The sequence below is a fragment of the Humibacillus xanthopallidus genome, from assembly GCF_044793955.1.
In the GTDB taxonomy this organism is placed as follows: domain Bacteria; phylum Actinomycetota; class Actinomycetes; order Actinomycetales; family Dermatophilaceae; genus Humibacillus; species Humibacillus xanthopallidus_C.
In genome coordinates this window covers 1,287,388-1,311,937 of sequence record NZ_CP084995.1, presented here as the reverse complement: position 1 = coordinate 1,311,937, position 24,550 = coordinate 1,287,388, and the positions used below count along the sequence as shown (strand labels likewise).

Sequence of the window (24,550 nt, the reverse complement as noted above, 5' to 3'; positions counted from 1 at the left end):
ACGAACCGCGCTCGACACCCCTCGGGCAGGTCGGGCCCCGTCAGGCCCCGCCCTCGTCAGGTCGCGATCCCTCCCCTGACGAAGCGGGAGCGCGACGGTGTCGTCCCCCATGAGACGTCGGCGCTGCCGTTTCATGACGGACTTTCGGGCAGCAGTTGCGGGGTCAGCCCGGCATCCGCGCCACGGCGAAGGTCCGCGTGAAGGGGAAGAGCACGACTCCGTCGCGCCGGGGGTATGCCGCCTCGAGCTCACCCTCGTAGGTGGCGAGGAAGGCCTCGCGCTCGGTGTCGTCGGTCAGCACACCGAGCACCGGGCGCAGGCCCGTGCTCCGCACCCACTCGAGCACCGGGTGCGGCGCGTCCGGCTCGGCGGCGAGCACCTGCAGGTAGGTCGTCTGCCACACGTCCACGTCGCGCGTGTGCGCGAGGAGGAGGGCGGCATACGTCTCGGGTCGCGCGACGGCGTCGGCGCGATCGAGCCCCGCGCGCAGGTCGTCGGCGCGCGGGTGGCGGGCGGCGACCTCCCGCATGAGCCGGTGGGAGGGGGCGTCGAAGTTGGCCGGCACCTGCATCGCCAGCACGCCCCCGGGCGCCAGCGCGCCCAGCCAGCGGGGCAGCAGGCGCAGGTGGGTCGGCACCCACTGGAGGGTGGCGTTCGTGACGAGCACGTCGAGGGCGCCGTGGGTGGTGGGGTCCCACGTCTCGGCGGCGGCCTCGACCCACTCCACCCGCCCGACGAGGTCGGTCTCGCGGGCCCGAGCCAGCATCTCGGGGGAGCTGTCGACGCCGACCACGCGGGCGCCCGGCCAGCGGTCGGCGAGGGTCAGCGTGAGATCGCCCGGCCCGCAGCCGAGGTCGACGACGACGCGGGGTCTCTCACTCGGCACGCGCGCCACCAGGTCGTGGAAGGGGCGGCCGCGGTGGTCACCGAAGACGGCGTACTGAGCCGGGTCCCAGCTCGAGTCACGGCTGGCGTCGTGGCTCGCGTCGTGGCTCGGCACGTCGGCCGGCTCGTGAGGTGGCGTGGCCGGTGCGTCGGAGGTCGTCATGAGGGTCCCGTTCTTTTGATGTCAAGAGTCTTGATGGTGGCTAGAGTTGGTGGCATGGCGAAGGACCCGGAACGCCGCGACGACGTCGACGTGATCGTCGCCGCCTGGCGCCGCGAGCGACCGGACCTCGACGTCAGCCCCCTCGAGGTGCTCTCGCGGGTCTCGCGCCTCGCCCGGCGGCTCGACCTCGCTCGTGGCTCCGCCTTCTCCGAGCACCAGCTCGAGGGCTGGGCCTTCGACGTGCTCTCGGCGCTGCGGCGCGCGGGCGAGCCCTACGAGCTGTCTCCCGGACAGCTCGTGCAGGAGACGCTCGTGACCTCGGGCACGATGACCAACCGGGTCGACCGGCTCGAGCGCAGCAACTACGTCGAGCGCCGCCCCGATCCGGGTGATCGCCGAGGAGTGCTCGTGCGGCTGACCCCGGCCGGGCGTGACGTCGTCGACTCGGCGATGGCCGACCTCATCGAGCAGGAGAAGTCGCTGCTCTCCGAGCTGTCGGCCGCCGACAGGCAAGAGCTGGCCCGACTGCTGCGGCGCATGCTGGCACCGCTCGAGTCGCGTTCGGCCGGGTCGGGCTGAGCGACCTGCCGCACCAGGCCTGCACGGCCTCTCCCCGCTCACCCGTCGGCCCCTTGCTGCGAGGGGGCCGACTGCCGCGACTCCCGCGCCTCCTGGAACTCGAGGCGGTTGCCGACGGGGTCACTCGTGTGGAAGCGCCGGAGACCGGGGATGGCGTCGTCCCACGTGACGGGCGCCCCGGTGGCCTCGACCGCCTCTGCGAGCCGGTCGAGGCCACCGGGAGTCGTGACGGCCAGACCGGGGTGCGCCTTGCGGGCCGGGGCGAAGCCCTCCTCGATGCCGACGTGCACCTCCGCCGAGCCGGCCCGGAACCACGCGCCCCCGCGGGCGCGCAACCGCTCCGGCTTGTCGATCTCGCTCATGCCGAGCACGCCGACGTAGAACGCGCGCATGGCGTCCTCGCAGCCCGCCGGACCGGACACCTGGACGTGGTGCAGCCGCATCTCCATGCCACCAAAGTATCTTGACATCAAGATACTTTCAAGAGGTCGCTCAGCCGACGACCTCGGCGGCCTCCAGCCACTCGAGCTCGAGCACCTCACGCTCGTCGACGATCTCCCGCAGCCGCGCCGTGAGGTCGGCGAGCGCCGTCGGGTCGGTCGACTTCTCGGCCATGTCGTGGTGCAGCCGCTCCTCCCGCTCGGTGAGCCGGGTCAGCTGCTTCTCGACGCGCGCCATCACCTTGCGCGCCTCGCGCACCTGCGCCGGGTTCGCCACGGCCTCCGGAGTCGTCGGGGACGCGGCGCTCGCCGCGCCAGCGCCACCGCCACCGCCACGCCCAGCAGGTATGCCGTCCGGCCGGCTCGCGCGCGACCGCATGGCCTCGCGGAGGCGGAGGTACTCCTCGACCCCACCCGGGAGGTCACGCAGCTTGCCGTCTCCGAGCAGGGCGAGCTGGTGGTCACACACCCGCTCGAGCAGGTAGCGGTCGTGCGAGACGACGATGAGGGTGCCGGCCCACCCGTCGAGCACGTCCTCGAGCGAGGTCAACGTCTCGATGTCGAGGTCGTTGGTCGGCTCGTCGAGGATGAGGACGTTGGGCTCGGTGAGGAGCAGCCGGGTCAGCTGCAGGCGACGCCGCTCACCACCGCTGAGGTCGCTCACGCGCGACTGCTGGCGGCCGCCGGGGAAGCCGAGCCGGGTGGCGAGCTGGCTCGCGCTGATCTCCTTGCCGCCCAAGGTCGTCCACTGCTTGACGTCCTCGATGGCCTCGATGACGCGCCACTGCTCGAAGCGCTCGAGCTCGCGCACCTCCTGGGTGAGGAAGGCGATGGCGACCGTCTTGCCGATCTTGCGCCTCCCGCTCGCCAGGGGCAGCTCACCCGTCAGGGCGCGCAGCAGCGTCGACTTGCCGGCGCCGTTGACGCCGACGATCCCGACCCGCTCCCCCGGCGCGAGTCGCCAGGTGACGTGGTCGAGCAGGAGCCGCTGGCTCGGCGGGTCGCCGAGCAGCACGGTGGCGTCCTCGAGGTCGAGCACGTCCTTGCCGAGGCGGCGGCTCGCGAACGACGCGAGCTCGACGCTGTTGCGCGGGGGCGGCTCGTCGGCGATGAGGGCATTGGCTGCGTCGATGCGGAACTTGGGCTTGCTCGTGCGCGCCGGCGGTCCGCGGCGCAGCCAGGCCAGCTCCTTGCGCATGAGGTTGGAGCGGCGGTCGGCTGCGAGCCCGGCGAGACGATCCCGCTCGGCCTTCGCGAGGACGTAGGCGGCATACCCCCCCTCGAAGGCGGTGACGCCTCCGGCCTCGACCTCCCAGGTCGTCGTCGCATAGGCGTCGAGGAACCAGCGGTCGTGGGTGATCGCCACGGTCGCGTTGCCCGGGCGCGGGCGCTGGGTCGCGAGGTGGTGCGCGAGCCAGGCGACGCCCTCGACGTCGAGGTGGTTGGTCGGCTCGTCGAGCAGCAGCAGCTCGGGGTCGGCGACGAGCAGGCGGGCTAGTGCGAGGCGACGGCGCTCACCGCCCGACTTGGGTCCGACGAGGCTGCCCAGCCCGCCCATGCCCTCGGCCCCGGTGCCGCCGAGGAGCCCGTCGAGCACGTCGCGGATGCGGGGGTCGCCGGCCCACACGTGCTCGGGACGGTCGCCGAGCGCGGCCTCGTGCACGGTCCAGGCCGGGTCGAGCGCGTCGACCTGCGACAGCATGCCGATGTGGATGCCGTCAGCGCCGCCCTGCTTGGTGATGCGGCCCGAGTCGGGCTCCTGCAGGTCGGCCATGACGCGCAGCAGCGTCGACTTGCCGCCGCCGTTGACGCCGACGACTCCGATGCGGTCACCGGTCTGCACGCCGAGGCTCACCTCGTCGAGCACGTGCGCCGTGCCGAAGACGAGCGAGACGCGTTCGAGGGAAACGAGGTTAGCCATGGCGACCCGACTCTATGCCGTCCCCCGATCGAGAGAGCAATCCGCCCGCCAGACGATCGAGAGAGCGCGGATTGCTCTTTCGATCGTGCTCTGTCGATGGGGTCAGTCGGTGGAGCGGGGGGCGCCGACGACGTGCGCTCCGTGCACGGGGCCCTTGGCCCGGCGCAGGTCGCGGCAGAGGTCGGCGGCCGCGAGCGAGACCGACAGGTCGAGCGAGGCCTCGTGGCTCTCGGTGAGGAAGGCGACGGTCGGCCCCGACCCCGAGACGATGCCGCCGAGAGCCCCGAACTCGACGCCGGCGTCGCGCAGCTCCTTGAGGTCCGGGCGCAGCGAGAAGGCCGCGGGCTCGAGGTCGTTGTGCAGGGCTGCTCCGAGCGAGGCGGGGTCGCCGCTGCGCAGGGCCGCCATCAGCTCGGAGCTCACCTGCGGCTCGGGCACCTCGGTGGCGCTGCCGCTCTCGTCACGCAGGCGGTCGCACTCGGCATAGACGGCCGGCGTCGACAGGCCCACGTCGCTGATCGCGAAGACCCAGTGGAACGTGCCACGGGCGAGCACCGGGGCGAGCTGGTCGCCGCGGCCCGATCCCATGGCGTTGCCACCGGTGAGCGGGAACGGCACGTCGCTGCCGAGCGAGGCGGCGAGCTCGGCGAGCTCGTCGCGCATCAGCCCCAGGCCCCACAGCTGGTCGCAGGCGAGCAGGGTCGCGGCGGCGTCGGCCGAGCCGCCGGCCATGCCCCCCGCCACGGGGATGTCCTTGTCGATGCGGATCGAGAGCTTCTCGTCGACGTCCCACTGCTCGGCGACGAGCCGGGCGGCACGCACGGCGAGGTTGTCACCGTTGGTCGGGATCAGCGCGGCATACGTGCCCGCGGGCACGACCTGCCACTCGTCCCACCGGGTCACCGAGATCTCGTCGTGCAGCGACACGGCCTGGAAGACGGTCGCGAGGTCGTGGAAGCCGTCAGCACGCCGGGGTCCGACGCGCAGCTCGAGGTTGACCTTGGCTGGCGCACGGACGGTGACCGCACCGGGCAGAGTCGGGGCGACGGTCATGCGGTCACCCTACGTGCCGGGCGCGTCGAGCGCCGTCGCCGCCTCGGCGATGCGCGCGAAGGCGACGATGTCGAGCTGCTCACCGCGGGTGCGGGGGTCGATGCCGGCCGCCACCAGGGCCGCTTCGGCCCGCGTAGCCGAGCCGGCCCACCCTGACAGCGCGGCCCGTAGGGACTTGCGGCGCTGCGCGAAGGCCGCGTCGATGCAGCGGAACACGTCGGTCCGGCTGGCCGTGGTCTGCGGCGGGTCGCGACGCACGAGCGAGACGAGGCCGGAGTCGACGTTGGGCACCGGCCAGAAGACGGTGCGCCCGACCTTGCCGGCGAGCTCGACGTCGCCGTACCACGCGGCCTTGACGCTCGGGACGCCGTAGGTCTTGCTGCCGGGCTTGGCGGCGAGACGCTCGGCCACCTCGAGCTGCACCATGACGAGCACCCGCTGGAGCGAGGGGAAGTGCTGGAGGAAGGACAGCACGACCGGCACGGAGATGTTGTAGGGCAGGTTGGCGACGAGGGCGGTCGGGTCGGGCCCGGGCAGGCTGGTCACCGTGAGCGCGTCGGCGGCGACGAGCCGCAGCCGGTGCACGTTGCCGGGCTGAAGATCGCGCACCGTCTCCTCGAGCGCGCCCGCGAGCCGCGGGTCGACCTCGACGGCGGTCACGTGGCGCACGACGGGCAGCAGCGCCAGCGTGAGCGACCCGAGACCAGGGCCGACCTCGACGACCACGTCATCGGGTCCGACGCCGGCCACCCGCACGATCTTGCGCACGGTGTTGGGGTCGACGACGAAGTTCTGGCCCCACTGCTTGGTGGGGCGCACCTCGAGACGCTCGGCGAGCGCGCGCACCTGCGCGGGCCCGAGCAGCACGGCATCGGCCACCGCGGGCACGCTGTCGGCGTCGCCCTTCTTCGTCATGCCCACACCCTAGGGCCACGATCGAAAGAGCAATCCGCCCGGAGACAGGAGACCTGCTCGCGGCCCCGGTGGGGCGGGCGAATTGCTCTTTCGATCAGGAGGTGATCAGGGGACGATCAGGCGCAACCCCACGGGCTGGTGCCCGCCTTGGCGTAGAGCCGGTTGGCGACCGTGATCTGCTCCGCACGCGACGCGAGGTCGGCACGGGGGGCGAAGTCGCCGCCACCGCTGGAGAGCCACGTCGAGGTGAGGAACTGCAGGCCACCGTAGTAGCCGTTGCCCGTGTTGATCGACCAGTTGCCGCCCGACTCGCACTGGGCGATGGAGTCCCACATGGCGGCGCGGGCGAGGTTGATGCCGGCGCCGGAGGTCGAGCCGCCACCGGTCGTCGTGGTCGTCGTCGTGCGGGGGGCCGGCGCGGGGGCGGGCGCGGGGCGCTTCTTCGTGCCGACGAGCACGACGGCATTGACCGGCTTCTTCGTCACGACGGAGGAGATCTCCTTCGTCGACACGACCTTGCCGTCCTTGAGGGTGCGGCGCTCGGTGATCGTGCGCACGCCGGCAACACCCTTGGTGGCGACCTTCGTCTGGTCGGTGTAGAGGTCTGCCGACTTCTTCTTGCTCGTCGAGTAGCCGATGGCCTCGGTGCGCTTGACGTCCTTGGTGGTGAAGCGCTCAACGGCCACCTTGATGCCGGCGGTGAGCGGGGTCGTCACGGGCGGGTTGACCTTGTCGGCCTTGCCGAGGGTCACGCCGAGCTGCCCAAGGGCCTCGCCGACGGTGGCAGCCGTGATCGTCTTCGTCGTCGTCTTGCCGTCGACCGTCACGGTGACCCACTTCGGCGTGACGACCGTGAGGGCCAGGCCCTGACGACCGATCGTCTGCGAACGCGACACCGACAGGCGGGCGCCTTCACCGCGGACGCCCAGCGCGAGCAGCGCGCCGTCGACGGTCGTCTCGGTCGTGTTGACCGTGCGCGTCTTGCCGTCGACCGTGATGGTCAGCGTGCGGGCGTACTTCACGATGACCTTGTCACCGTCGCGCAGCGGGGCGTCGACGGCCGGCACGACGACGTCGCCCGGCTTGACGGCGATGCCCTCGCTGTCGAGCAGGTCGCCCACGGTGGTGCCGAAGACGTGGGTCGCGGTCGAGGTGCCGTCGACCGAGAGGTTCACGGCCTTGTCGAGCTGGGTGGCGCCCACGGCTCCGCCAGTCAGGATGACGGCGGCGCCGGTGGCGGCGATGATCTTGATGTTGCGAGAAAGCACAGTGCTCCGAACGTCGAACGATCCGGGTGCAACGCGCTCTCGATCGCTCCTCCACACGCCGTCGGGGGGAGGTCGATGCGGGGCGGCATCCGGCCAACAGTCACCCAATGTGGCGGATCGCCGACGGTTAGGTCAAATTTCGGTAACGGCAGCCCTCCCCGCTGGACGCCCGATCTGGGGGTGCGCTAGGCGGATTGCCCGATTCGCTCCGCGTCCCACGGGCCGTAGACGCGCTCGCTGTTGTCGGACACCGCGCGGCACAACGTCGGCATGTCGATGTTGAGCACACCGGCCATCGCCCGCAGGGTCACCGGGACGAGGAACGACGCGTTCGTCGCCCCCCGGTGCGGCGCCGGCGCGAGGTAGGGCGCGTCGGTCTCGACCAGCACGCGGTCGAGCGGGATCGCGGTCAGGGCGTCGCGCAGCGGCCTGGCGTTCTTGAAGGTCACGGTGCCCGCGAAGCTGAGGTAGTAGCCGCGCTCGACGCACTCGCGAGCCATCGTGAGGTCGCCGGAGAAGCAGTGCAGCACCGTGTGCTCGGGCGCGCCCTCCTCGTCGAGGATGCGCAGCACGTCGTCGTGCGCGTCGCGGTCGTGGATCTGCAGGGCCTTGCCCAGGCGCTTGGCGAGGTCGATGTGCCACCGGAAGCCGTCCTGCTGGATCGGCACCCCTTCCGGGCCGGTGCGGTAGTAGTCGAGGCCCGTCTCGCCGATGACGCGGATGCGGTCGTGCGCCGCGCACCTCTCGACCTCGGCATAGGCGTCCTCGAGCCGCCCTGCCGCGGCGAGTCTCGGAACTTCGTTGGGGTGCAAGGCGATTCCGCCCACGATTTCGGTATGCCGCTCGATGGCGTCCATCGTGAAGCGGATCCCCTCGAGGTCGCAACCGACCTGGACGAGGCGGGTGACACCGACCGCGCGGGCGCGCCGCACCGCCTCGTCGACGCCGAAGGGCTCGTCGCCCTCGCGGGTGATGTCGAGGTGCACGTGGTTGTCGACGACGTCGATCGGCAGGGGGTCGGGCAGCGTGTCCGGCAGTCCCCGCTGGCCCGACGCGTGGGGGCTCATGCGCTGGGCGCCTCATCGGTGCCGGGGACGCGTGAGACGGACTCGCTCGCACTGTCGGGGCGCTTCGGCGCACCCATCTTCGGGTCGGCGAGCGGGTCGGTGTGGTGACGAGTGCCCCCCGGAGCAGAGTCGCCCAGGCGGGCGCGCTCGTCCTCGATGACCTGCTCGGGGTCGAGCTTGACGAAGACGCCGGTGGGCTTGGCGATCGGCGTGCCGACGACGACCGGGCGCCGCTCCCAGCGCGGCGTCGCCGAGTAGTCACCGGTGATGACGGGGTAGGTGCGGACGTCGTCGTCGAGGTCGCGCACGACCTCGAGACGGGGCATCGGCATGAACTCGCCCACCCCGCCGAGGACGGCGTGCACCCGGTTGGCGGCGTGCGGCAAGAACGGTGAGATGAGCGTATTGATATCTGAGACGGCCTGGACCAGCGTGTGCAGCACGGTCGAGAGCCGCTCGCGCTGGTCGTCGCCCTTGAGCTTGAACGGCTCGGTCTTGCTGACGTAGGCGTTGGCCTCGCCGACGATGCGCATCACCTCGGCGAGCGCCGCCTTCTGGCGGTGCCTCCGGAGCGAGGCGCCGACGGTGTCGAAGCCCGCCGCGACGGTGGCCAGCAGCTCCTCGTCGACGGGCTCCACGGCATACGGCTGCGGTATCTCGCCGAAGCTCTTGGCGATCATCGCCGCGGTGCGGTTGACGAGGTTGCCCCACCCCGCCACGAGCTCGCTGTTGTTGCGCTGGACGAACTCGGCCCAGCTGAAGTCGGCGTCCTGGCTCTCGGGACCCGCCGCGCAGATGAAGTAGCGGATCGGGTCGGGCCCGTAGCGCGCGACGATGTCCTGCACGTAGATGACGTGCTTGCGCGAGGTCGAGAACTGTTTGCCCTCGAGCGTCATGAACTCGGAGGCCACGACCTCGGTCGGGAGGTTCAGCACGCCGAACTCGCCCGGCTCGCCCCCCTTGGCGCCCTTGCCGGCGTAGCCGAGCAGCTCGGCCGGCCAGATCTGGCTGTGGAAGGTGATGTTGTCCTTGCCCTGGAAGTAGTAGGACACCGCCTCCGGGTCGTTCCACCACTCCCGCCAGCGATCGGCGTCTCCGGTGCGGCGGGCCCACTCGATCGAGGCCGAGAGGTAGCCGATGACGGCGTCGAACCACACGTAGAGGCGCTTGGTGGGGTCCTCCTCCCAGCCTTCGAGCGGGATCGGGATGCCCCAGTCGATGTCGCGGGTCATCGCGCGGGGGCGCACGTCCTTGAGGAGGTTCTTACTGAACTTGATGACGTTGGGGCGCCACGTGCCCGAGGCCTCGCGACCGTCGAGCCACTCCTCGAGCGCGCCGGCGAGCGCGGGCAGGTCGAGGAAGAAGTGCTGGGTCTCGATGAACTCCGGCGTCTCGCCGTTGATCTTGCTGCGCGGGTTGATCAGCTCGTCGGCGTCGAGCTGGTTGCCGCAGTTGTCGCACTGGTCGCCGCGCGCCTCGGGGAAGGCGCAGATCGGGCAGGTGCCCTCGATGTAGCGGTCGGGCAGCGTGCGACCCGTCGACGGGCTGATCGCCCCGCGGGTCGTCTGCTCGATCATGTAGCCGTTGGCGTGCACCTGGCGGAACATCTCCTGCACGACGGCGTAGTGGTTGCGCGTCGTGGTGCGGGTGAAGAGGTCGTAGGAGAGGCCGAGGTCGGCGAGGTCCTGGGCGATGACGGCGTTGTACTTGTCGACGAGCTCCTGCGGGCGCAGGCCCTCCTCCTCGGCGAGGACGAGGATCGGCGTGCCGTGCTCGTCGGTGCCCGAGACCATGAGCACGTCGTGGCCGGCCATCCGCATGAACCTGCTGAAGACGTCGGAGGGCACGCCGAAACCGGCCACATGGCCGATGTGGCGCGGACCGTTGGTGTACGGCCAGGCGACGGCAGACAGGACATGACTCATGCGCTGAATCCTAGGCGGGCGCCCGACCCCGCCGCGCACGAGATCTGGCGCCGGCCGAGCGGGAGGAGTAGGACGGATGGATGACTGGTCACGTGGCACGAGCAGAGGTCATCGTCAAGGCGCCCCGGAGCGCCGTGTGGAGGGCCCTCACCGATCCCGAGCAGGTGCGGTCCTGGATGCTCGGCACCACCCTGACGACCGACTGGCAGGTGGGCAGCCCGATCACCTGGCAGGGGGAGATGGACGGCAAGCCCTACGAGGACAAGGGCGAGGTGCTCGAGGTCGAGGAGCAGAGCCGGCTCAGGGTGACGCACTACAGCCCCCTCCTCGGGAAGGAGGACCGGCCCGAGAACTACCACACGGTCACCTGGACGCTGACTCCGACGAGGGACGGCCGCACCACCGTGGCGCTCGAGCAGGACGGCAACGACTCGCAGGAGCAGGCCGACCAGTTCTCGCAGAACTGGCAGCAGATGCTCGAGAGCCTCAAGCAGACCGCCGAGGCCTGACCGCAGCCATCCTACCTCCACGTGGAGGCGGCGCCGACCCCTCCTGACCCGCCCTGTGCCCAGGTATGCCGTCCGGCTGGCTCAGCCGGACGGCATACCCCTGCGGCGGGGACGGATGACGCACCTTCGTTGAGCTGACCCGTGCGGCTGAGCACGACGTGCGGGGCCGGCCGCGTTGAAGGTGCGTCATCCGTCCCACAACGCTCACTCGGTGAAGCTGACCTCGATCGTGATCGGCACCTTGAGCGCCTGGCTGACGGGGCAGCCCTCCTTGGCGGCCTGCGCCGCCTCCTCGAACTGCTCGGCGGTCAGGCCGGGCACCTTGCCGGTCACCGACAGCGCGACGCCGGTGATGCCGGTGCCGGGCACGAAGGTGACGGCCGCCTTGGTGTCGATCGCCTCGGGCGGGTTGCCGGCCTTCGCGAGGTCATTGGACAGGGCCATCGAGTAGCACGTCGAGTGTGCGGCGGCGATGAGCTCCTCTGGGCTGGTCAGGCCGTTCGACTCGTTCGCGCGCGCCGCCCACGTGACGTCGTGGGTGCCCAGCTCGGACGACTCGAAGGTGACCTTGCCGGCGCCCTCGATGAGGGAACCCTCCCAGTGGGCCGAGGCGTTGCGGATGGCTGCCATGTGCTGATCCTCCAGTGAAGTCGTGCGTCGGTCGGGGCTGCTCGCCCCTCGCCCTCCAGCCAAGCCGCTGCCGTCGGCTCTGACAAGGGCTGACAGCTCTGACAAGGGGCTGCCGTCAGGCCTTGGCGACCGCAGCGTCGTAGAGCGCCTTCTTGGACAGCCCTGTGCGGCTCGCCACGTCGGCGGCGACGTCCTTGAGTCGCTCCCCCGCAGCCACCCGCGCCCGTATGCCGTCCAGCGCGTCCTCGACGGACGTGACCACCCGCTCGGCCCCCGCCACGACGACGGTGATCTCGCCCCGCACGCCCTCGGCCGCCCACGCGGCGAGCTCGGCGAGCGTGCCGCGACGCACCTCCTCGTAGGTCTTGGTCAGCTCGCGACAGACCGCGGCGCGGCGGGTCGGGCCGAAGGCCTCCGCCATCGCCTCGAGGGTCTCGGGGAGCCGGTGCGGCGCCTCGAAGTAGACGAGGGTGCGCCGCTCCTGCGCGGCCTCTGCGAGCACCCGCGAGCGCTCCCCGGCCTTGCGCGGCAGGAAGCCGTCGAAGGCGAAGCGGTCGACCGGGAGCCCCGAGACGGCGAGCGCCATGAGGACCGCGCTCGGTCCGGGGACGCAGGTGACGCGGATGCCGGCCTCCACCGCGGCGGCGACGAGGCGGTATCCCGGGTCCGACACGGACGGCATACCGGCGTCGGTGACGACGACGACGCGCTCACCCGCGAGGAGCCGCTCGACGAGCTCGGGGGTGCGAGCCGCCTCGTTGTGCTCGTGATAGCTGAGGACGCGGCCCGTCGGCGCGACCTCGAGCGCGGTCAGCAGCCGCTTGAGCCGGCGGGTGTCCTCGGCCGCGACGACGTCGGCGGTGGCGAGCTCCTGCCCGAGCCGGGGCGCCGCGTCGCGCGGGTCGCCGATCGGGGTGGCCGCGAGGACGAGGGTGCCGGTGCTCATGGCGCCATCCTCGCAGCCGGTCGGGGGACGGTTGACGCACCTTCGGACCTGTCACGACCCGCCGCACGCTCACGCCTGCGGCGAGAGGGCGTCAGCTGTCCCTCAACGGCGGTGTCCCGATGCTGGAACGTGAAACGCCGACGAAACCTGCACGCGATACGACTTGAGCCATGACCAACCAGGCCCGCACCACCACCGAGCAGCTGATCGAGGCCGACCGCCGTGAGCCCAACGTCGCGACCTTCGCGTCCGGCGTCTCCTCCGCGCAGCAGCACACGGCCCTGCGCGCGTCGGTGCGTCAGCTCGGCGCGCTCCTCGGCGAGGCCCTGACGCGCCACGAGGGACCCGAGCTGCTCGAGCTCGTCGAGCGCGTGCGCCGCCTCGCCCGCCAGCCGGAGGACGACGAGCTGCGCGCCACCCTCGCCGGCGTCGACGCGAAGACGGCCGTCGTGCTCGCCCGCGCCTTCACCGCCTACTTCCAGCTCGTCAACGTCACCGAGCAGCTGCACCGCTGGCAGGAGGTCACCGCTGTCGAGGAGGGTCCCCTCGCCTCGGCGGTGGGCCGCATCGGCGGGGCGCTCGAGGACGGCAGCCTCGACCGCGACCTGCTCGTCGACGTGCTGAAGCGGCTGGAGTACCGCCCCGTCTTCACCGCGCACCCGACCGAGGCGACTCGGCGCTCCGTCACCGATCTGCTGCGGCGCATCGCCGACACCGTGCAGGCCATCGAGGACCCCCGCCGCCCGCCCGCCGAGCTGCCGCGCCTCCAGCGCCGCCTCGCCGAGCTCGTCGACCTGCTGTGGCAGACCGACGAGCTGCGCATCGTGCGCCCCGAGCCCACCGACGAGGCCCGCACCGCCATCTACTACCTCCACACCATCGCCTCGAGCGTCGTGCCCGACCTGCTCGCCGAGCTCGACCGCACCCTCGGCTCGATCGGCATCGAGCTGCCACCGGAGGCCCGGCCGCTCCGCTTCGGCGCCTGGGCCGGCGGCGACCGCGACGGCAACCCCAACGTCACCCCCGCCGTCACGCTCGAGGTCATCGGGCTGCAGCACGACGCCGGCCTGCGCGAACTCGTCGCCCGCGTCGAGGAGCTGCTCTCCGAGCTGTCGTCCTCGACCCGGGTCGTCCGCGTGACCGACGAGCTGCGTGCCAGCCTCGAGCGCGACGCCGAGGCGCTGCCGATCACCTACACCGCGGTGAAGCGGCTCAACGCCGAGGAGCCCTACCGCCTCAAGCTCAGCTTCGTCCGCGTGCGCCTCCTGCGCACCCGCGACCGGCTCGCCCACGGCACCGCCCACGAGCCCGGCCGCGACTACGCCGGCTTCGACGAGCTGCTCGCCGACCTCGTGCTCATCCGCGACTCCATGCGCGCCGGCGGCGACGAGCTGACGGCCGACGGCTCGATCCTGAGGCTCACGCGCACGGCGACGGCGATCGGGCTCGGCCTCGCGACCCTCGACATCCGCGAGCACAGCGACAAGCACCATGCCGCCCTCGCCGACCTCTACGAGCGCATCGGGGAGCTCGAGACGCCGTATGCCGCGCTCGACCGTCCCGCACGCATCGCCCTCCTCTCTCGCGAGCTGGGTTCGAGGCGACCCCTGACGGGCACGGGCGTCGCCGACCTGGGGGTGGCAGCCTCGGCGTCGCTCGAGCTGCTCGGCACGATCCGCACGGCGCTCGACACCTACGGGCCCGAGGTCGTCGAGACCTACATCGTGTCGATGACCCACGACATCGACGACCTCTTCGCCGTCGTCGTGCTCGCCCGCGAGGCGGGCCTCGTCGACACCGGCTCCGAGACCGCGCCCGCATCGGCCCGCATCGGCTTCGCCCCGCTCTTCGAGACGGTCGCGGAGCTGGAGGCAGCGGGACCGCTCCTCGACGCCCTCCTCAGCGACCCGGCATACCGCCGCGTCGTCGCCGCCCGGGGCGACGTGCAGGAGATCATGCTCGGCTACTCCGACAGCTCCAAGGACGCGGGCATCGCGGCGTCGCAGTGGCAGATCCACCGCGCGCAGCGGGCGCTGCGCGACGTCGGACGACGGCACGGGGTCGTGCTGCGGCTCTTCCACGGCCGCGGCGGCTCGGTCGGCCGTGGCGGCGGCCCCACGGGCGAGGCCGTGCTGTCGCAGCCCTACGGCAGCCTCGACGGGCCGATCAAGATCACCGAGCAGGGCGAGGTGCTGAGCGACAAGTACACCCTGCCCGGGCTCGGCCGCTTCAACCTCGAGGTCGCCCTGGCCGCGGTGCTCGAAGCCTCGGTGCTGCACCGCACGTCGTTGCTGCCCCAGGACGTGCTCGACGGTTGGAACGGCACGATGGACCTCGTCGCCGCCAGCGGGCAGCGCACCTACCGCGGCCTCGTCCGCGACCCGGGGCTCGTGCCCTTCTTCGTGTCGGCCACGCCCGTCGACGAGCTCGGCAAGATGAACATCGGCTCGCGCCCGGCCAAGCGCCCCGGCGGCGAGGGCGGGCTCGACGACCTGCGCGCCATCCCGTGGGTCTTCGGGTGGACGCAGTCGCGGATCATCCTGCCCGGCTGGTTCGGCGTCGGCTCGGGCCTCGCGGCGGCGCGCGAGGACGGCCGCGGCGGCACCCTGCGCGAGATGTACGGCTCGTGGGCGTTCTTCCGCACCTTCTTGTCCAACGTGCAGATGACGCTCGCCAAGACCGACCTCGACATCGCGGCGGGCTACGTGCACGAGCTCGTGCCGGCCGAGGTGGCCGGGCTCTTCGAGACCATCCGCGAGGAGCACGCGCGCACGCTCGAGGAGGTGCTGCGCGTGACGGGGCAGTCGGCGCTGCTCGAGTCGGCCCCGACGCTGCGCCGCACCCTCGAGCTGCGCGACAGCTATCTCGCGCCGCTGCACGCCCTGCAGACCTCGCTGCTCGCGCGGTCGCGGTCGGTGCCCGACGAGGCCGATCCCGACCCCGACGTGCAGCGCGCGCTGCTGCTCACGATCAACGGGATCGCGGCAGGACTGCGCAACACCGGCTGACCCCGACCCGCGTGACGACGAGGCCCCTCGACCCTCGAGTGGCCGCGTCACCTCACTGGGATCAGCCTTCGCGGGTGGCGCGGAGCATCCGGGCGGCCTGCTCGCGCATGATCTCGCGCAGCTCCGGCGGGTCCTGCACCTCCATCTCCCACGGCAGGGCGCCGAGGTGCATCGCCATGGCGCCGAGGTGCTGCCCGCCGGCCTCGAGGATGCAGTGCGATCGTCCGTCGGCCGTCACCGTGCCGACGGACGACGGAAGTCGTTGCTCCACCACCGATTTCGGTGCCGCGATGCGCACCCTGGCCACGTGGTCGTAGGCACCGACGGTGATCGCCCTCCGCACGAAGTCGGCGGCGTCCGGCGCCTCGCGGGGGCGGAAGCGCCAGCCGTTGGTGGCCGGCTCGGTCATGCGGTCGAGCCGGAAGATGCGCCAGTCCTCACGGTCGAGGTCCCAGGCGAGCAGATACCAGCGGCGTCCGGTGGCGACGAGGCGGTAGGGCTCGATGCGGCGCTCCCCCTCACCCCGCGGGCCGGCATACCTGAAGGTGACGCGCTCGGTCTCGCGGCAGGCGCGGGCGAGCAGCAGCAGCGTGCGCGCGTCGACCGACGGGGCGGACGCGTCGAGCGTCACGGTGGCCTCGTGGATGGCCTCGACCTGTGAGCGCAACCGCGCCGGGAGCACTTGGTCGAGCTTGGCGAGGGTGCGCACCGCGGCCTCGCCGAGGCCCTCGATCGTGCCGCCGGCGGCGAGGCGCAGGCACACCGCCACCGCGACGGCCTCGTCGTCGTCGAGCAACAGCGGCGGGAGGCGACGTCCGGCACCGAGCTGGTAGCCGCCGCCGGAGCCGTGGGTGGCCCGCACGGGGTAGCCGAGCTCGCGCAGCCGGTCGATGTCGCGGCGCACGCTGCGGGTCGTGACACCGAGTCGTTCGGCCAGCTCGGTGCCACTCCAGACCGGACGGCTCTGGAGCAGGTCGAGCAGGCGCAGCGTGCGGGCGGTCGGGCCACCCTCCATCGTCTCGGACACGGCTCCAGCATCGCACCGACTGCGGACAGGTTCTGTCCTAGATGACTGCCACGATGAGGACATGACAGAGACGACGGCACCGCAGCCCATCGACTGGCCCCGGGTCCTGCTCGAGCAGGTGGACTGGCACTGGACCCACCAGCTCCGCCCACGGCTCACGGGCCTCACCGACGAGGAGTACCTCTGGGAGCCGACCCCCGGCGCGTGGAACGTGCATCCCCGCGGCGAGAGCGAGACCGCCATCCAAGGGGGCAGCGGTGCCTTCACCATCGACTTCGCCTACCCGGAGCCCGTGCCGCCGCCCGTCACGACCATCGCCTGGCGGCTCGCCCACCTCATCGTGGGCGTGCTCGGCGCCCGCGTGCACAGCCACTTCGGCGGCCCGGAGGCCGACTACCTCACCTTCGACTACGCCGGCGGCGCCGACGAGGCCCTCGCCCAGCTCGACGCGGCGTTTGCCGGGTGGATCGAGGGCGTGCGCAGCTGGGGACTCGCCGGGCTCGCCGAGCCGTGCGGCCCGGCCGAGGGGCCGTGGGGCGAGCACTCGCGCGCCGAGCTGGTCGCGCACATCAACCGCGAGGTCATCCACCACGGCGCCGAGATCGCCCTGCTGCGTGACCTCTTCACCCACCGCAACGACTGACAGGAGCATCCCTCATGCCCGCACACGTGCCACCCGTCGCCGACGAGCGCGAGAGCCTCGTCGCCTACCTCGACCAGCAGCGCGACGCCTTCGCCAGCATCGCCTTCGGCCTCACCGAAGAGCAGATCCGCCTCGCCCCCACCGCCGGCACCCTGACCATCGGCGGCCTCATCAAGCACGTCACGACGTGCGAGCGCGGCTGGACCGAGCGCATGGCGGCGGCTCCCGGGGTGCCGACCCCGCCGGAGCAGTCGCTCGAGGAGCAGGCCACCGCGTGGGGTGACGACTTCCGCGTGACCGACGACGACACCCTCGAGTCGCTGCTCTCGGCGCTGGCGGCCCAGGGCGAGGTGACCCGCAAGGTGCTGCGCCGCGCGGATCTCGGCGCGCCGGTGCCCGTGCCCCGCGATGCGCCGTGGTTCCCCCACGACGTCGAGGCATGGTCGGTGCGGTGGGTGGCGATGCACATCGTCGAGGAGCTGGCCCGTCATGCTGGGCACGCCGACATCGTGCGCGAGTCGATCGACGGGGCGACGATGTATGAGCTCGTCGCCGGCCGCGAGGGATGGCCCGAGACCGACTGGCTGAAGCCGTGGAGGCCTGCTGCGTCAATGCGCTGAGGCGCGAGATCGGTTGAGCGACGAGGAGCGTGAGACAGGCGAAGGGCCCTTGGGAGTATGAGTCTCAAGGGCCCTTCTAGGTGATCGGTCGATGTGACGCTCCCGATCGACTTCTCTTCGGCTCCGGTCCCGGTCGCCGCGTCACCCGGCTTCCGCAGTGGGTTGCCCCGCTGTGTGGACCCTCGTCTCCGAGCTGTCCCGCTCTCCCCGAGAGGAGGGCGTGAGAGATTTCTATCCCGCTTCGGCCAAGCCCCGCAAGGGAATCCGGAAAACAATTGTCGGGTCCACAGACCTTCGGCGTGTCGTCCACAGGACGGAGTCGGTTCTCCACACGTCGCGAGCGTCGGTGCACAGCTTGTGCACCGACCCTGTGGACAAGACCGGTCAGGACGGCCCGACTCCCGCGTCGTCAATGACGACCTCGAGGACGGCCTCGAGGACGGCGACCCCGGCCGAGGCGGACCGCGCGCGCGACGTGTCTCCGGCGGCGGCATACACCTGCTCGGCCTCGATGAGGGCGGCCACCTCGGCGAGCACGACGTTGCGCTCGGCGGCGGTGTCGAGGTCACGGCGGTCGGCCTCGGCAGCTCCTACGCCCAGCGCCGAGCCGGCCACCTCGGCCGAGGTCGTCGCTGCCGACGTCGTCCTCGTGGGCAGGTCGACGACGGGGACGGCCTCGGCGTTCTCGATCGCGGCGACGGCGTTGCGCAGCACGGCGACGACCTCGCGGTCACGCTCGCGCATCGCAACGATCAGCCGGGAGCGCAGGGCGGCACGGAGTGTCGACGGCATGTCATGACCGTAGAACGCCAACTGCACTGCGCGCCAACGAGTTTCGGACGGGCCTCGCCCCAGGGCGGGAGACGACGAAGCGGGCGGGGTCTGCCCCGCCCGCTCCGACACCCGCTCAGCGTGAGCTGACGGTCCTACTTGTTGACCGTCACCTGCATGAAGTCACCCTGCGCCGACGTTCCGACGACACGGATCTTCGTCCCCGTGTTGGGCACCTGGACGCTCGACCATCCGACGTTGCCGATCGAGGGGTCGGGCGCCACCCAGTAGCTCTTCGAGTCGTCGAAGACGGGGTTGGCCGGAAGCGGGCCGTAGCACTGCTCGGTGCTGTTGGCGTGAAGGCAGATCCGGTCGGTCTTCTCGAGCCCGAAGGTCGAGTCGTAGGACTGGATGCGCGGACGCCACATCTGACCGTTGTCCGGCCGGAGCATCAGACTCGGGTGCGCGTCGACGGGCAGGTAGAGCCCACCGCAACGACCAGCCAGACAGTTGTCACCGATGTTGTTGTCGGCGAACGACGTGTCGTAGTACCAGACGAGCAGGCCGTCCTGGTACGGGAAGTGCTCCACCCAGTTCTGCAGGTTCGGGTTGTTGAGGAAGCCGAAGTTGTACGGGCCCGTCTTGAGGCCCGCGTCGTAGCCGCGGTAGTTGCGGTACTCGGCGAAGTAGGCGTTGAAGAAGGACTGCGTCACCGAGCCGGTGGTGCGGCTGAACCCGGCGAAGGTCCACCCGGGGTCGGACTCGGCACCGTCCAGGGGCTGGCCCGTGATCGCGATGTTGTCGATGCCGAAGCCGGCCGGCGCGACCGCTCCGTCGGTCCAGTAGCGGAAGCCGAGCGTCACCGTCTGGCCGGCATACGCCGAGAGATCGGCTGTGAGGTCGACCCAGGCTCCGCCGGTCGACCCGGTGATCCCGTTGCCGAAGTTCTGCCCGTTCGGGTTGGTGCCCGTTGAGCGGTTCGTCGCGACCGGGGCGCCGTTGACGGTGAGGTACGCGTAGTCCCAGTCGAGCTCGACGTCGTAGCGCGCCTTGGCTGTCAGCCCGACCGTGCCGGCAGGAAGTGTCACCTGCCGGGTCATCGAGTTGTCGATGTCTGCCCGGAGCCGGAGTGGTAGAAGTTCGACCCCTCGTACGGACCACCGATGTTGGTGGTCACCTGCTTGTCGGGCAGGACGACGACGAGCTGTTGCGCCTGTTTCGTGGTCGCTGACGCCGGGCCGAGCTTGACGGCCGCGGACTGTCCCGGTCCGACGAGCTGGTAGTCCGACCAGCCGAGGAAGATCTTCTCGTAGGCCGACATCGGGATCGGCTTGGAGCCGATGCCGTCAGCAGGCTTGCCCGAGCTGCCGTAGGAGCCGGACGAGTAGAGCGTCCAGAAGCCGGTCGAGTTCTCGGCTCCACCGGTGTTACCGGACGTGTCATAGAGGTCCGGAAGGCCGAGGTCGTGGCCGAACTCGTGGGCGAAGACGCCGACGCCACCATTCTCGGGCTCGACGGTGTAGTCGCCGATCCAGAGGTTGGAGCTGCCGACCTGGATGCCACCGAGCTTGTTGGTGGCCGGACCGGTCACCCCGATGTTGTTGTAGAAGGCGTACCAGCGGTGCGACCAGATCGCGTCGGTGCCCTGCGCGCCTCCTCCGGTCTCCTCGCCCTCGCCCGCGTGCACCGACTGGAAGTGGTCGATGTAGCCGTCGGGCTCGTTGAAGTTGCCGTTGCCGTTGTAGTCGTAGCGGTCCCAGACGTCGTACTTCGCGAGGGCCGCGTTGATCTCCGCAGGAGTCTTCCCGGCAGCGACCTGGGTGTTGTACCAGGCGTTGACCGAGTCACTGACGAAGAGCCAGGTCCGGGCGCAGACGATGCCGCCGCAGTAGTTCGAGCCGTAGTTCGCCGCGTTGAAGGGCACCGTGACCCAGTCGGTCACGTCGCCGTTCACGGTGTAGCGGTTGGACGACTGCTCCTTGTAGAAGTTGCGCATCGAGATCGCCCCGGGGGCGTCGGAGAAGAGCAGGTCGGTGAAGTAGGCCGGGCTGAAGTCCGCGGTCCAGATCGTCGTGTTGTCGACGGACCGGTCGGGCTCGGGGATCTGGTTCCGCACCGGCCCGGTGGTCCCGCCGTAGGTCGGGTTGATGGCGTTGCCGAACTGGCCGAGGACGGTCCAGATCGTGTCCTCGCCCTGGCGGGCGAGCTCGACGTACTGCCCCTTGGCGATCTTGGCGACCTTGGTGTCCGGAGCGAGCTTGCCCGACAGCTTCATCTCCAGGCCTTTGGCGCGCAGAGAGCCCTGCTTCTTCCCGAGCGGATGCTCGAGACTGTCCCGACCCTGCTGCACCTGGGGATCACCTCCACCGGGTGGGGCTGCGCCGCTGACGGCAGAAGCCGCCGTGGTGTTCAACCCGAGAGTGAGGGCGATGGCTAGTGCCCCCGCCGGGATCGCCAGAACGCTCTTCCTCATGACAAGCCCTTCGACGCTGGACTCCCCCGAGACGCGGGCACACTCCCGCGCATGGGCAGCGTATGACCGTGGGGGGCTGTGGCGAGGGCCTTTCCCGGACTTCCCTCAGGCGGGGCCTTTCTCGCGGAGTCGCTCCTCGAGGAAGCCGACGACCCGCGCGACCGCCTCAGGATGGCGGTGGTCGGTCAACGTCGCGTGGCCGTGACCGTCGAGCTCGACCCGGATGAACGCCTCCCCGAGGAGCTCGGTGAGGGTGTCGAAGCGGGTGCCGGTGACCCAGTCGTGGTGGTAGCGGACGCCGAGCACGCGGCAGCCCTCGGCGGCACGGCGCGCGACCGCCGCGAGGTCCTCGTCGGAGAGGTTGACGTCGCCGGCGCGGCGCCTGCCGATCGGCAGGGGTGTCGCGGGCTGGGCCACGACCGGCGCGACGACGACGGGGTCGACCATCATCGCCAACGCGAAGCCGCCCGTGACGCACATTCCCACCGCTCCGACCCCGGGCCCACCTGTGTCGGCGTGGAGCGCGCGGGCCAGGCTGCGCAGCCAGGACGAGAGCGGCGCGGTGACCCCGGTGCCGAACATCGTGAACTCGCGGGTCACGCACAGGCGCGGGATGACGAGCGCCCCCTCGTGCCTCCTCGGCGGCGCGTGCGCGCTGCCGAAGAGGTGCGGCAGGACGACGGTGAAGCCGTGGTCGACGAGCTCGTCACCGAAGGCGATCACCTCAGGGGTGAGGCCGGGGCTCTCGTGCAGGACGATGACCCCCGGACCGTGACCCCGCCGATAGGTCGGGTAGTCGAAGCCGTCCGCCACGTGACGGCTCCCCTCCCACTCGGCGAGCAGGCTCACGGGCTCACCTCCTTCATCGCCGTGGCCGGCGAGCAACCCGATGTGCAGCCAGGCGTGCAGCCCCGGCGGCGCCCATGCGCCAAAAGTACAGTGACGCCATGACGCCACGCCGGTATGCCGGGCTGTTCGCTGCCTCGGACCGTGACCCTGCGCCTGTGGTCGAGCCCGCCGCCCGGCGTGCGCTCGGCTTCGAGACGGCGCTCGTGCTCGGCGTCAGTCTCGGGGCGTCGGCGATCTGGGCGATCCTGTCGATCATCGAGAAGCTGACCCGGCCCGTGCCGCTCTCGCAGCAGACGACGGCGATGAACCAGTCAGCGACACCGGACCGCCCGTGGCTCGACCTCGCCTACCAGCTCGTCGGCATCGCGCTGCCGCTCGTCGCGGTGGTGCTGGCGGTCTATCTGCTCAACACCGTGAGCCGCCCCGCGGTCGACGTGCGCGCGGGCCGCTTCATCGGGCTGGACCGGAGCCAACCCGGCCGCGACCTGCTGCGCGGTGTCGGGCTCGCGGCGCTCATCGGCCTGCCGGGGCTCGCCTTCTACTTCTTCGCCAAGGCGATCGGGATCAACACCCAGGTCTCGGCGGCCAACCTCGAGGCGGTGTGGTGGTCGGGGCCGGTGCTCGTGCTGGCGGCCATCGAGAACGCCCTCCTCGAGGAGGTCATCATGGTCGGCTACCTCTTCACCCGGTGGCGCCAGATCGGGTGGTCGTGGCCGCTCATCATCGGCCTGTCCGCGGTCATCCGCGGGTCCTACCACCTCTACCAGGGCTTCGGCGGCTTCGCCGGCAACATCGTCATGGGGCTCATCCTCGGGCTCGTCTTCGTGCGCACGCGACGGGTGATGCCCCTCGTCGTGTGCCACTCGATCCTCGACATCGTCGCGTTCGTCGGCTACTCGGTGCTACGGGCGCGCGGCATCTCCATCTGACGGCTCGATCTGAACGCTCGACTGACCACTCGGTCGACGGACTCCGCCACCCACGAGGGCGCGAGGGCGCTCGAGCCAGCCACACTGCATACACTCTCGCCCATGAACTCGGCCCGGCAGGTGCGCGCCCGCCTGCTCGGGGACCCGGCCGACGACCACCGCCTGAGCCGGCGCACCGCCGGTCGGATCGCGTGGCTCGGCTGGGCCGGGCCGCTCTTCTTCGCGGCGGTCGGCGGCATCATGCGCTTCTGGCACGTCGGCGCTCCGCACCAGCTGATCTTCGACGAGACGTACTACGTCAAGCAGGGCTGGTCGATGGTCCTGTTCTGGTTCGAGATGAAGAACGACGACCTGCTCCAGGAGGCGCAGCAGGTCGACCAGCACTTCACCGCCAACGACCCGTTCATCTACGGCACCGAGGGTGACTTCGTCGTGCACCCACCGGTCGGCAAGTGGCTGATCGGTTGGGGCGAGGTGCCGTTCGGCATCCTCAACTCCTTCGGCTGGCGCTTCTCCGTCGCCCTGGCCGGCACGCTCTCGATCCTCATGCTCGGCCTCATCGCGCGTCGCCTCTTCCGCTCCGACCTGCTCGGCACCGTCGCCGCGGCGCTGCTCGCCTTCGAGGGCCACCACTTCGTCCACTCACGCACGGGGCTGCTCGACATCTTCGTCATGTTCTTCGGGCTCGCCGCCTTCGGGGCGCTGCTCATCGACCGCGACCGGGCGCGCGACGTGCTGGCCCGGGCGGTCGGCGACCGGCCGCGGGCCGCGACGTCCTACCTCGGGCCGTGGCTGGGCTGGCGACCGTGGAGGTGGGTGGCCGGGGTGATGCTCGGCCTCTCGGCCGGCGTCAAGTGGTCGGGCCTCTACTTCATCGTGGCCTTCGGACTGCTGACCGTGCTGTGGGACCTCGGCGCGCGGCGCGCCGCAGGCGTGCGCGGCTGGACCGCGGGCACGCTCGTCAAGGACGCCCCTTTCGCCTTCGTGCAGATCGTCGGGACCGCCATCGTCACCTACGTCGCGAGCTGGACGGGATGGGTGCTGAGCACGGGCGGGTCGTTCCGCACCTGGGCCGAAACCAACCCCACGACCCACACCTGGCTGCCCGACTGGTGGCGCTCGCTGTGGGCCTACCACCAGCAGATGTTCGCCTCCACCCAGGCGATCAACTCGCCGCATCCCTACCAGACGAGCCCGTGGTCGTGGCTCATCCAAGGGCGTCCGACCTCGTTCTTCTACGAGGGGCCCAAGCAGGGGGCCGACGGGTGCGTCGTCGAGCAGTGCAGCAAGGCGATCACCTCGATCGGCACCGTGTCGGTCTGGTGGGGCGCGACCCTCGCGATCTTCGTGCTGCTCTTCATGTGGGCGCTGCGTCGCGACTGGCGCGCGGGCGCCATCCTCTGCGGCATCGCCGCGGGCTACCTGCCGTGGTTCGTCTTCTCGGGCCGCACGATCTACTCGTTCTACGAGGTGGCGTTCGTGCCGTGGGTGGTGCTCGCCTGCGTCTACGTGCTCGGGCTGATCCTGGGTGGGCGGGGCGCCTCACTGACGAGGCGGAGGGTCGGCTACGGCGTCATGGGCGCCTTCGTCGTGCTGACGATCGGCCTCTTCGCGTTCTTCCACCCGATCTACGTCGCCGACGTCATCCCGCTCACCGAGTGGCAGCGCCGGATGTGGTTCCCGAGCTGGGTTTGAGCGGCCTCCGGCCCGCCCCACCGATTGGGTATGCCGTCCGGCGTGGTGTTAGCATTCACGCGCACTAGGGGCTGTGGCGCAGTTGGTAGCGCGTCTCGTTCGCAATGAGAAGGTCAGGGGTTCGAATCCCCTCAGCTCCACAGATGACAAGAGGGCCGGACACGCTTTTCGTCCGGCCCTCTTGTCATCTCTGGATGTGTATGGGGGGATTCGTGAGGAGCCGGAGCGAAGCGG

General features: G+C 71.0%; 22 protein-coding genes and 1 tRNA gene. 8 read left to right on the top strand and 15 right to left on the bottom strand.

From position 1 onward, the window contains the following. Positions 1-163: 163 nt before the first annotated feature. The gene (locus LG278_RS05965; protein ID WP_404391900.1) at positions 164-1,048 is read right to left on the bottom strand and encodes a methyltransferase domain-containing protein; all 885 of its coding nucleotides are present in this window, start codon (positions 1,046-1,048) and stop codon (positions 164-166) included. Between the two features lie 54 nt (positions 1,049-1,102). Between LG278_RS05965 and LG278_RS05960 the strand changes: the two genes are divergently transcribed. Beyond that, on the top strand, positions 1,103-1,627 hold the full coding sequence (locus tag LG278_RS05960; RefSeq protein ID WP_404391898.1) for a MarR family winged helix-turn-helix transcriptional regulator: 525 nt from the start codon (positions 1,103-1,105) through the stop codon (positions 1,625-1,627). Positions 1,628-1,665: 38 nt separating this feature from the next. Here LG278_RS05960 and LG278_RS05955 read toward each other — a convergent pair whose 3' ends face one another. The 7 genes from LG278_RS05955 to metG all read right to left on the bottom strand — a co-directional run bounded on the left by LG278_RS05955 (position 1,666) and on the right by metG (position 10,216). After that, positions 1,666-2,076, bottom strand: a complete 411-nt coding sequence (locus LG278_RS05955; protein ID WP_404391896.1) for a VOC family protein — start codon at positions 2,074-2,076, stop codon at positions 1,666-1,668. A gap of 43 nt (positions 2,077-2,119) precedes the next feature. Further along, entirely contained in the window at positions 2,120-3,988 is a 1,869-nt protein-coding gene (locus LG278_RS05950; RefSeq protein ID WP_404391894.1) for an ABC-F family ATP-binding cassette domain-containing protein, read from the bottom strand. A gap of 102 nt (positions 3,989-4,090) precedes the next feature. Further along, positions 4,091-5,041, bottom strand: a complete 951-nt coding sequence (locus LG278_RS05945; RefSeq protein ID WP_404391892.1) for a 4-(cytidine 5'-diphospho)-2-C-methyl-D-erythritol kinase — start codon at positions 5,039-5,041, stop codon at positions 4,091-4,093. A 9-nt stretch (positions 5,042-5,050) separates the two neighbouring features. Next, positions 5,051-5,956 (bottom strand): 16S rRNA (adenine(1518)-N(6)/adenine(1519)-N(6))-dimethyltransferase RsmA, encoded by a 906-nt coding sequence (gene rsmA / locus LG278_RS05940; RefSeq protein ID WP_404391890.1) that lies wholly within the window; start codon positions 5,954-5,956, stop codon positions 5,051-5,053. Positions 5,957-6,072: 116 nt separating this feature from the next. Further along, on the bottom strand, positions 6,073-7,224 hold the full coding sequence (locus LG278_RS05935; RefSeq protein WP_404391888.1) for a ubiquitin-like domain-containing protein: 1,152 nt from the start codon (positions 7,222-7,224) through the stop codon (positions 6,073-6,075). A gap of 185 nt (positions 7,225-7,409) precedes the next feature. Further along, complete coding sequence (locus LG278_RS05930) at positions 7,410-8,291, bottom strand: TatD family hydrolase (RefSeq protein ID WP_404391886.1); 882 nt, start codon at positions 8,289-8,291, stop codon at positions 7,410-7,412. Continuing rightward, positions 8,288-10,216, bottom strand: a complete 1,929-nt coding sequence (gene metG, locus LG278_RS05925; protein WP_404391884.1) for a methionine--tRNA ligase — start codon at positions 10,214-10,216, stop codon at positions 8,288-8,290. The genes LG278_RS05930 and metG overlap by 4 nt, the downstream gene beginning before the upstream one ends. An 80-nt stretch (positions 10,217-10,296) precedes the next feature. Here metG and LG278_RS05920 point away from each other — a divergent pair, with 80 nt between their 5' ends. Beyond that, entirely contained in the window at positions 10,297-10,725 is a 429-nt protein-coding gene (locus LG278_RS05920) for an SRPBCC domain-containing protein (protein ID WP_404391882.1), read from the top strand. A 204-nt stretch (positions 10,726-10,929) separates the two neighbouring features. On the opposite strand, the gene LG278_RS05915 is transcribed toward LG278_RS05920, so the two are convergent. Together LG278_RS05915 and rsmI are read right to left on the bottom strand one after the other, a co-directional pair. Then, on the bottom strand, positions 10,930-11,355 hold the full coding sequence (locus LG278_RS05915; protein ID WP_404391880.1) for an OsmC family peroxiredoxin: 426 nt from the start codon (positions 11,353-11,355) through the stop codon (positions 10,930-10,932). A gap of 115 nt (positions 11,356-11,470) precedes the next feature. After that, on the bottom strand, positions 11,471-12,301 hold the full coding sequence (gene rsmI, locus LG278_RS05910) for a 16S rRNA (cytidine(1402)-2'-O)-methyltransferase (RefSeq protein WP_404391878.1): 831 nt from the start codon (positions 12,299-12,301) through the stop codon (positions 11,471-11,473). Between the two features lie 170 nt (positions 12,302-12,471). Here rsmI and ppc point away from each other — a divergent pair, with 170 nt between their 5' ends. After that, complete coding sequence (gene ppc, locus LG278_RS05905; RefSeq protein ID WP_404391876.1) at positions 12,472-15,309, top strand: phosphoenolpyruvate carboxylase; 2,838 nt, start codon at positions 12,472-12,474, stop codon at positions 15,307-15,309. A 61-nt stretch (positions 15,310-15,370) separates the two neighbouring features. Here the strand turns inward: ppc and LG278_RS05900 are convergent, their stop codons facing one another. Beyond that, a complete protein-coding gene (locus LG278_RS05900) occupies positions 15,371-16,336 on the bottom strand; it encodes a helix-turn-helix transcriptional regulator (protein ID WP_404391874.1) in 966 nt (321 codons plus the stop codon). 61 nt (positions 16,337-16,397) lie between these two features. Here LG278_RS05900 and LG278_RS05895 point away from each other — a divergent pair, with 61 nt between their 5' ends. Together LG278_RS05895 and LG278_RS05890 are read left to right on the top strand one after the other, a co-directional pair. Continuing rightward, the gene (locus LG278_RS05895; protein ID WP_404391872.1) at positions 16,398-16,979 is read left to right on the top strand and encodes a DinB family protein; all 582 of its coding nucleotides are present in this window, start codon (positions 16,398-16,400) and stop codon (positions 16,977-16,979) included. Between the two features lie 14 nt (positions 16,980-16,993). Further along, a complete protein-coding gene (locus LG278_RS05890; protein WP_404391870.1) occupies positions 16,994-17,599 on the top strand; it encodes a DinB family protein in 606 nt (201 codons plus the stop codon). A 384-nt stretch (positions 17,600-17,983) separates the two neighbouring features. Here the strand turns inward: LG278_RS05890 and LG278_RS05885 are convergent, their stop codons facing one another. From LG278_RS05885 to LG278_RS05870, 4 genes are all read right to left on the bottom strand, one after another. Next, positions 17,984-18,391 carry a hypothetical protein gene (locus LG278_RS05885; RefSeq protein WP_404391868.1) on the bottom strand — a complete coding sequence of 136 codons (408 nt, stop codon included), beginning with the start codon at positions 18,389-18,391 and terminating at the stop codon, positions 17,984-17,986. Positions 18,392-18,525: 134 nt separating this feature from the next. After that, positions 18,526-19,458 (bottom strand): hypothetical protein, encoded by a 933-nt coding sequence (locus LG278_RS05880; protein ID WP_404391866.1) that lies wholly within the window; start codon positions 19,456-19,458, stop codon positions 18,526-18,528. Positions 19,459-19,466: 8 nt separating this feature from the next. After that, the gene (locus tag LG278_RS05875; RefSeq protein WP_404391865.1) at positions 19,467-20,843 is read right to left on the bottom strand and encodes an immune inhibitor A domain-containing protein; all 1,377 of its coding nucleotides are present in this window, start codon (positions 20,841-20,843) and stop codon (positions 19,467-19,469) included. Positions 20,844-20,948: 105 nt separating this feature from the next. Continuing rightward, entirely contained in the window at positions 20,949-21,692 is a 744-nt protein-coding gene (locus LG278_RS05870) for a dienelactone hydrolase family protein (protein ID WP_404391864.1), read from the bottom strand. Positions 21,693-21,790: 98 nt separating this feature from the next. Here LG278_RS05870 and LG278_RS05865 point away from each other — a divergent pair, with 98 nt between their 5' ends. The 3 genes from LG278_RS05865 to LG278_RS05855 all read left to right on the top strand — a co-directional run bounded on the left by LG278_RS05865 (position 21,791) and on the right by LG278_RS05855 (position 24,456). Beyond that, positions 21,791-22,621, top strand: coding sequence for a CPBP family intramembrane glutamic endopeptidase (locus LG278_RS05865; RefSeq protein WP_404391862.1), 831 nt, complete (start codon positions 21,791-21,793; stop codon positions 22,619-22,621). 102 nt (positions 22,622-22,723) lie between these two features. Continuing rightward, positions 22,724-24,316, top strand: a complete 1,593-nt coding sequence (locus tag LG278_RS05860; RefSeq protein WP_404391860.1) for a dolichyl-phosphate-mannose--protein mannosyltransferase — start codon at positions 22,724-22,726, stop codon at positions 24,314-24,316. Between the two features lie 67 nt (positions 24,317-24,383). Next, positions 24,384-24,456, top strand: a tRNA-Ala gene (locus LG278_RS05855). Positions 24,457-24,550: the final 94 nt, after the last annotated feature.

Excerpts from the sequence above, each read along its gene's own strand:
- LG278_RS05965 (WP_404391900.1), bottom strand. The coding sequence starts at position 1,048 with ATGACGACCTCCGACGCACCGGCCACGCCACCTCACGAGCCGGCCGAC.
- LG278_RS05960 (WP_404391898.1), top strand. The coding sequence starts at position 1,103 with ATGGCGAAGGACCCGGAACGCCGCGACGACGTCGACGTGATCGTCGCC.
- LG278_RS05955 (WP_404391896.1), bottom strand. The coding sequence starts at position 2,076 with ATGGAGATGCGGCTGCACCACGTCCAGGTGTCCGGTCCGGCGGGCTGC.
- LG278_RS05950 (WP_404391894.1), bottom strand. The coding sequence starts at position 3,988 with ATGGCTAACCTCGTTTCCCTCGAACGCGTCTCGCTCGTCTTCGGCACG.
- LG278_RS05945 (WP_404391892.1), bottom strand. The coding sequence starts at position 5,041 with ATGACCGTCGCCCCGACTCTGCCCGGTGCGGTCACCGTCCGTGCGCCA.
- rsmA (WP_404391890.1), bottom strand. The coding sequence starts at position 5,956 with ATGACGAAGAAGGGCGACGCCGACAGCGTGCCCGCGGTGGCCGATGCC.
- LG278_RS05930 (WP_404391886.1), bottom strand. The coding sequence starts at position 8,291 with ATGAGCCCCCACGCGTCGGGCCAGCGGGGACTGCCGGACACGCTGCCC.
- metG (WP_404391884.1), bottom strand. The coding sequence starts at position 10,216 with ATGAGTCATGTCCTGTCTGCCGTCGCCTGGCCGTACACCAACGGTCCG.
- LG278_RS05920 (WP_404391882.1), top strand. The coding sequence starts at position 10,297 with ATGACTGGTCACGTGGCACGAGCAGAGGTCATCGTCAAGGCGCCCCGG.
- LG278_RS05915 (WP_404391880.1), bottom strand. The coding sequence starts at position 11,355 with ATGGCAGCCATCCGCAACGCCTCGGCCCACTGGGAGGGTTCCCTCATC.
- rsmI (WP_404391878.1), bottom strand. The coding sequence starts at position 12,301 with ATGAGCACCGGCACCCTCGTCCTCGCGGCCACCCCGATCGGCGACCCG.
- ppc (WP_404391876.1), top strand. The coding sequence starts at position 12,472 with ATGACCAACCAGGCCCGCACCACCACCGAGCAGCTGATCGAGGCCGAC.
- LG278_RS05895 (WP_404391872.1), top strand. The coding sequence starts at position 16,398 with ATGACAGAGACGACGGCACCGCAGCCCATCGACTGGCCCCGGGTCCTG.
- LG278_RS05890 (WP_404391870.1), top strand. The coding sequence starts at position 16,994 with ATGCCCGCACACGTGCCACCCGTCGCCGACGAGCGCGAGAGCCTCGTC.
- LG278_RS05885 (WP_404391868.1), bottom strand. The coding sequence starts at position 18,391 with ATGCCGTCGACACTCCGTGCCGCCCTGCGCTCCCGGCTGATCGTTGCG.
- LG278_RS05875 (WP_404391865.1), bottom strand. The coding sequence starts at position 20,843 with ATGAGGAAGAGCGTTCTGGCGATCCCGGCGGGGGCACTAGCCATCGCC.
- LG278_RS05865 (WP_404391862.1), top strand. The coding sequence starts at position 21,791 with ATGACGCCACGCCGGTATGCCGGGCTGTTCGCTGCCTCGGACCGTGAC.
- LG278_RS05860 (WP_404391860.1), top strand. The coding sequence starts at position 22,724 with ATGAACTCGGCCCGGCAGGTGCGCGCCCGCCTGCTCGGGGACCCGGCC.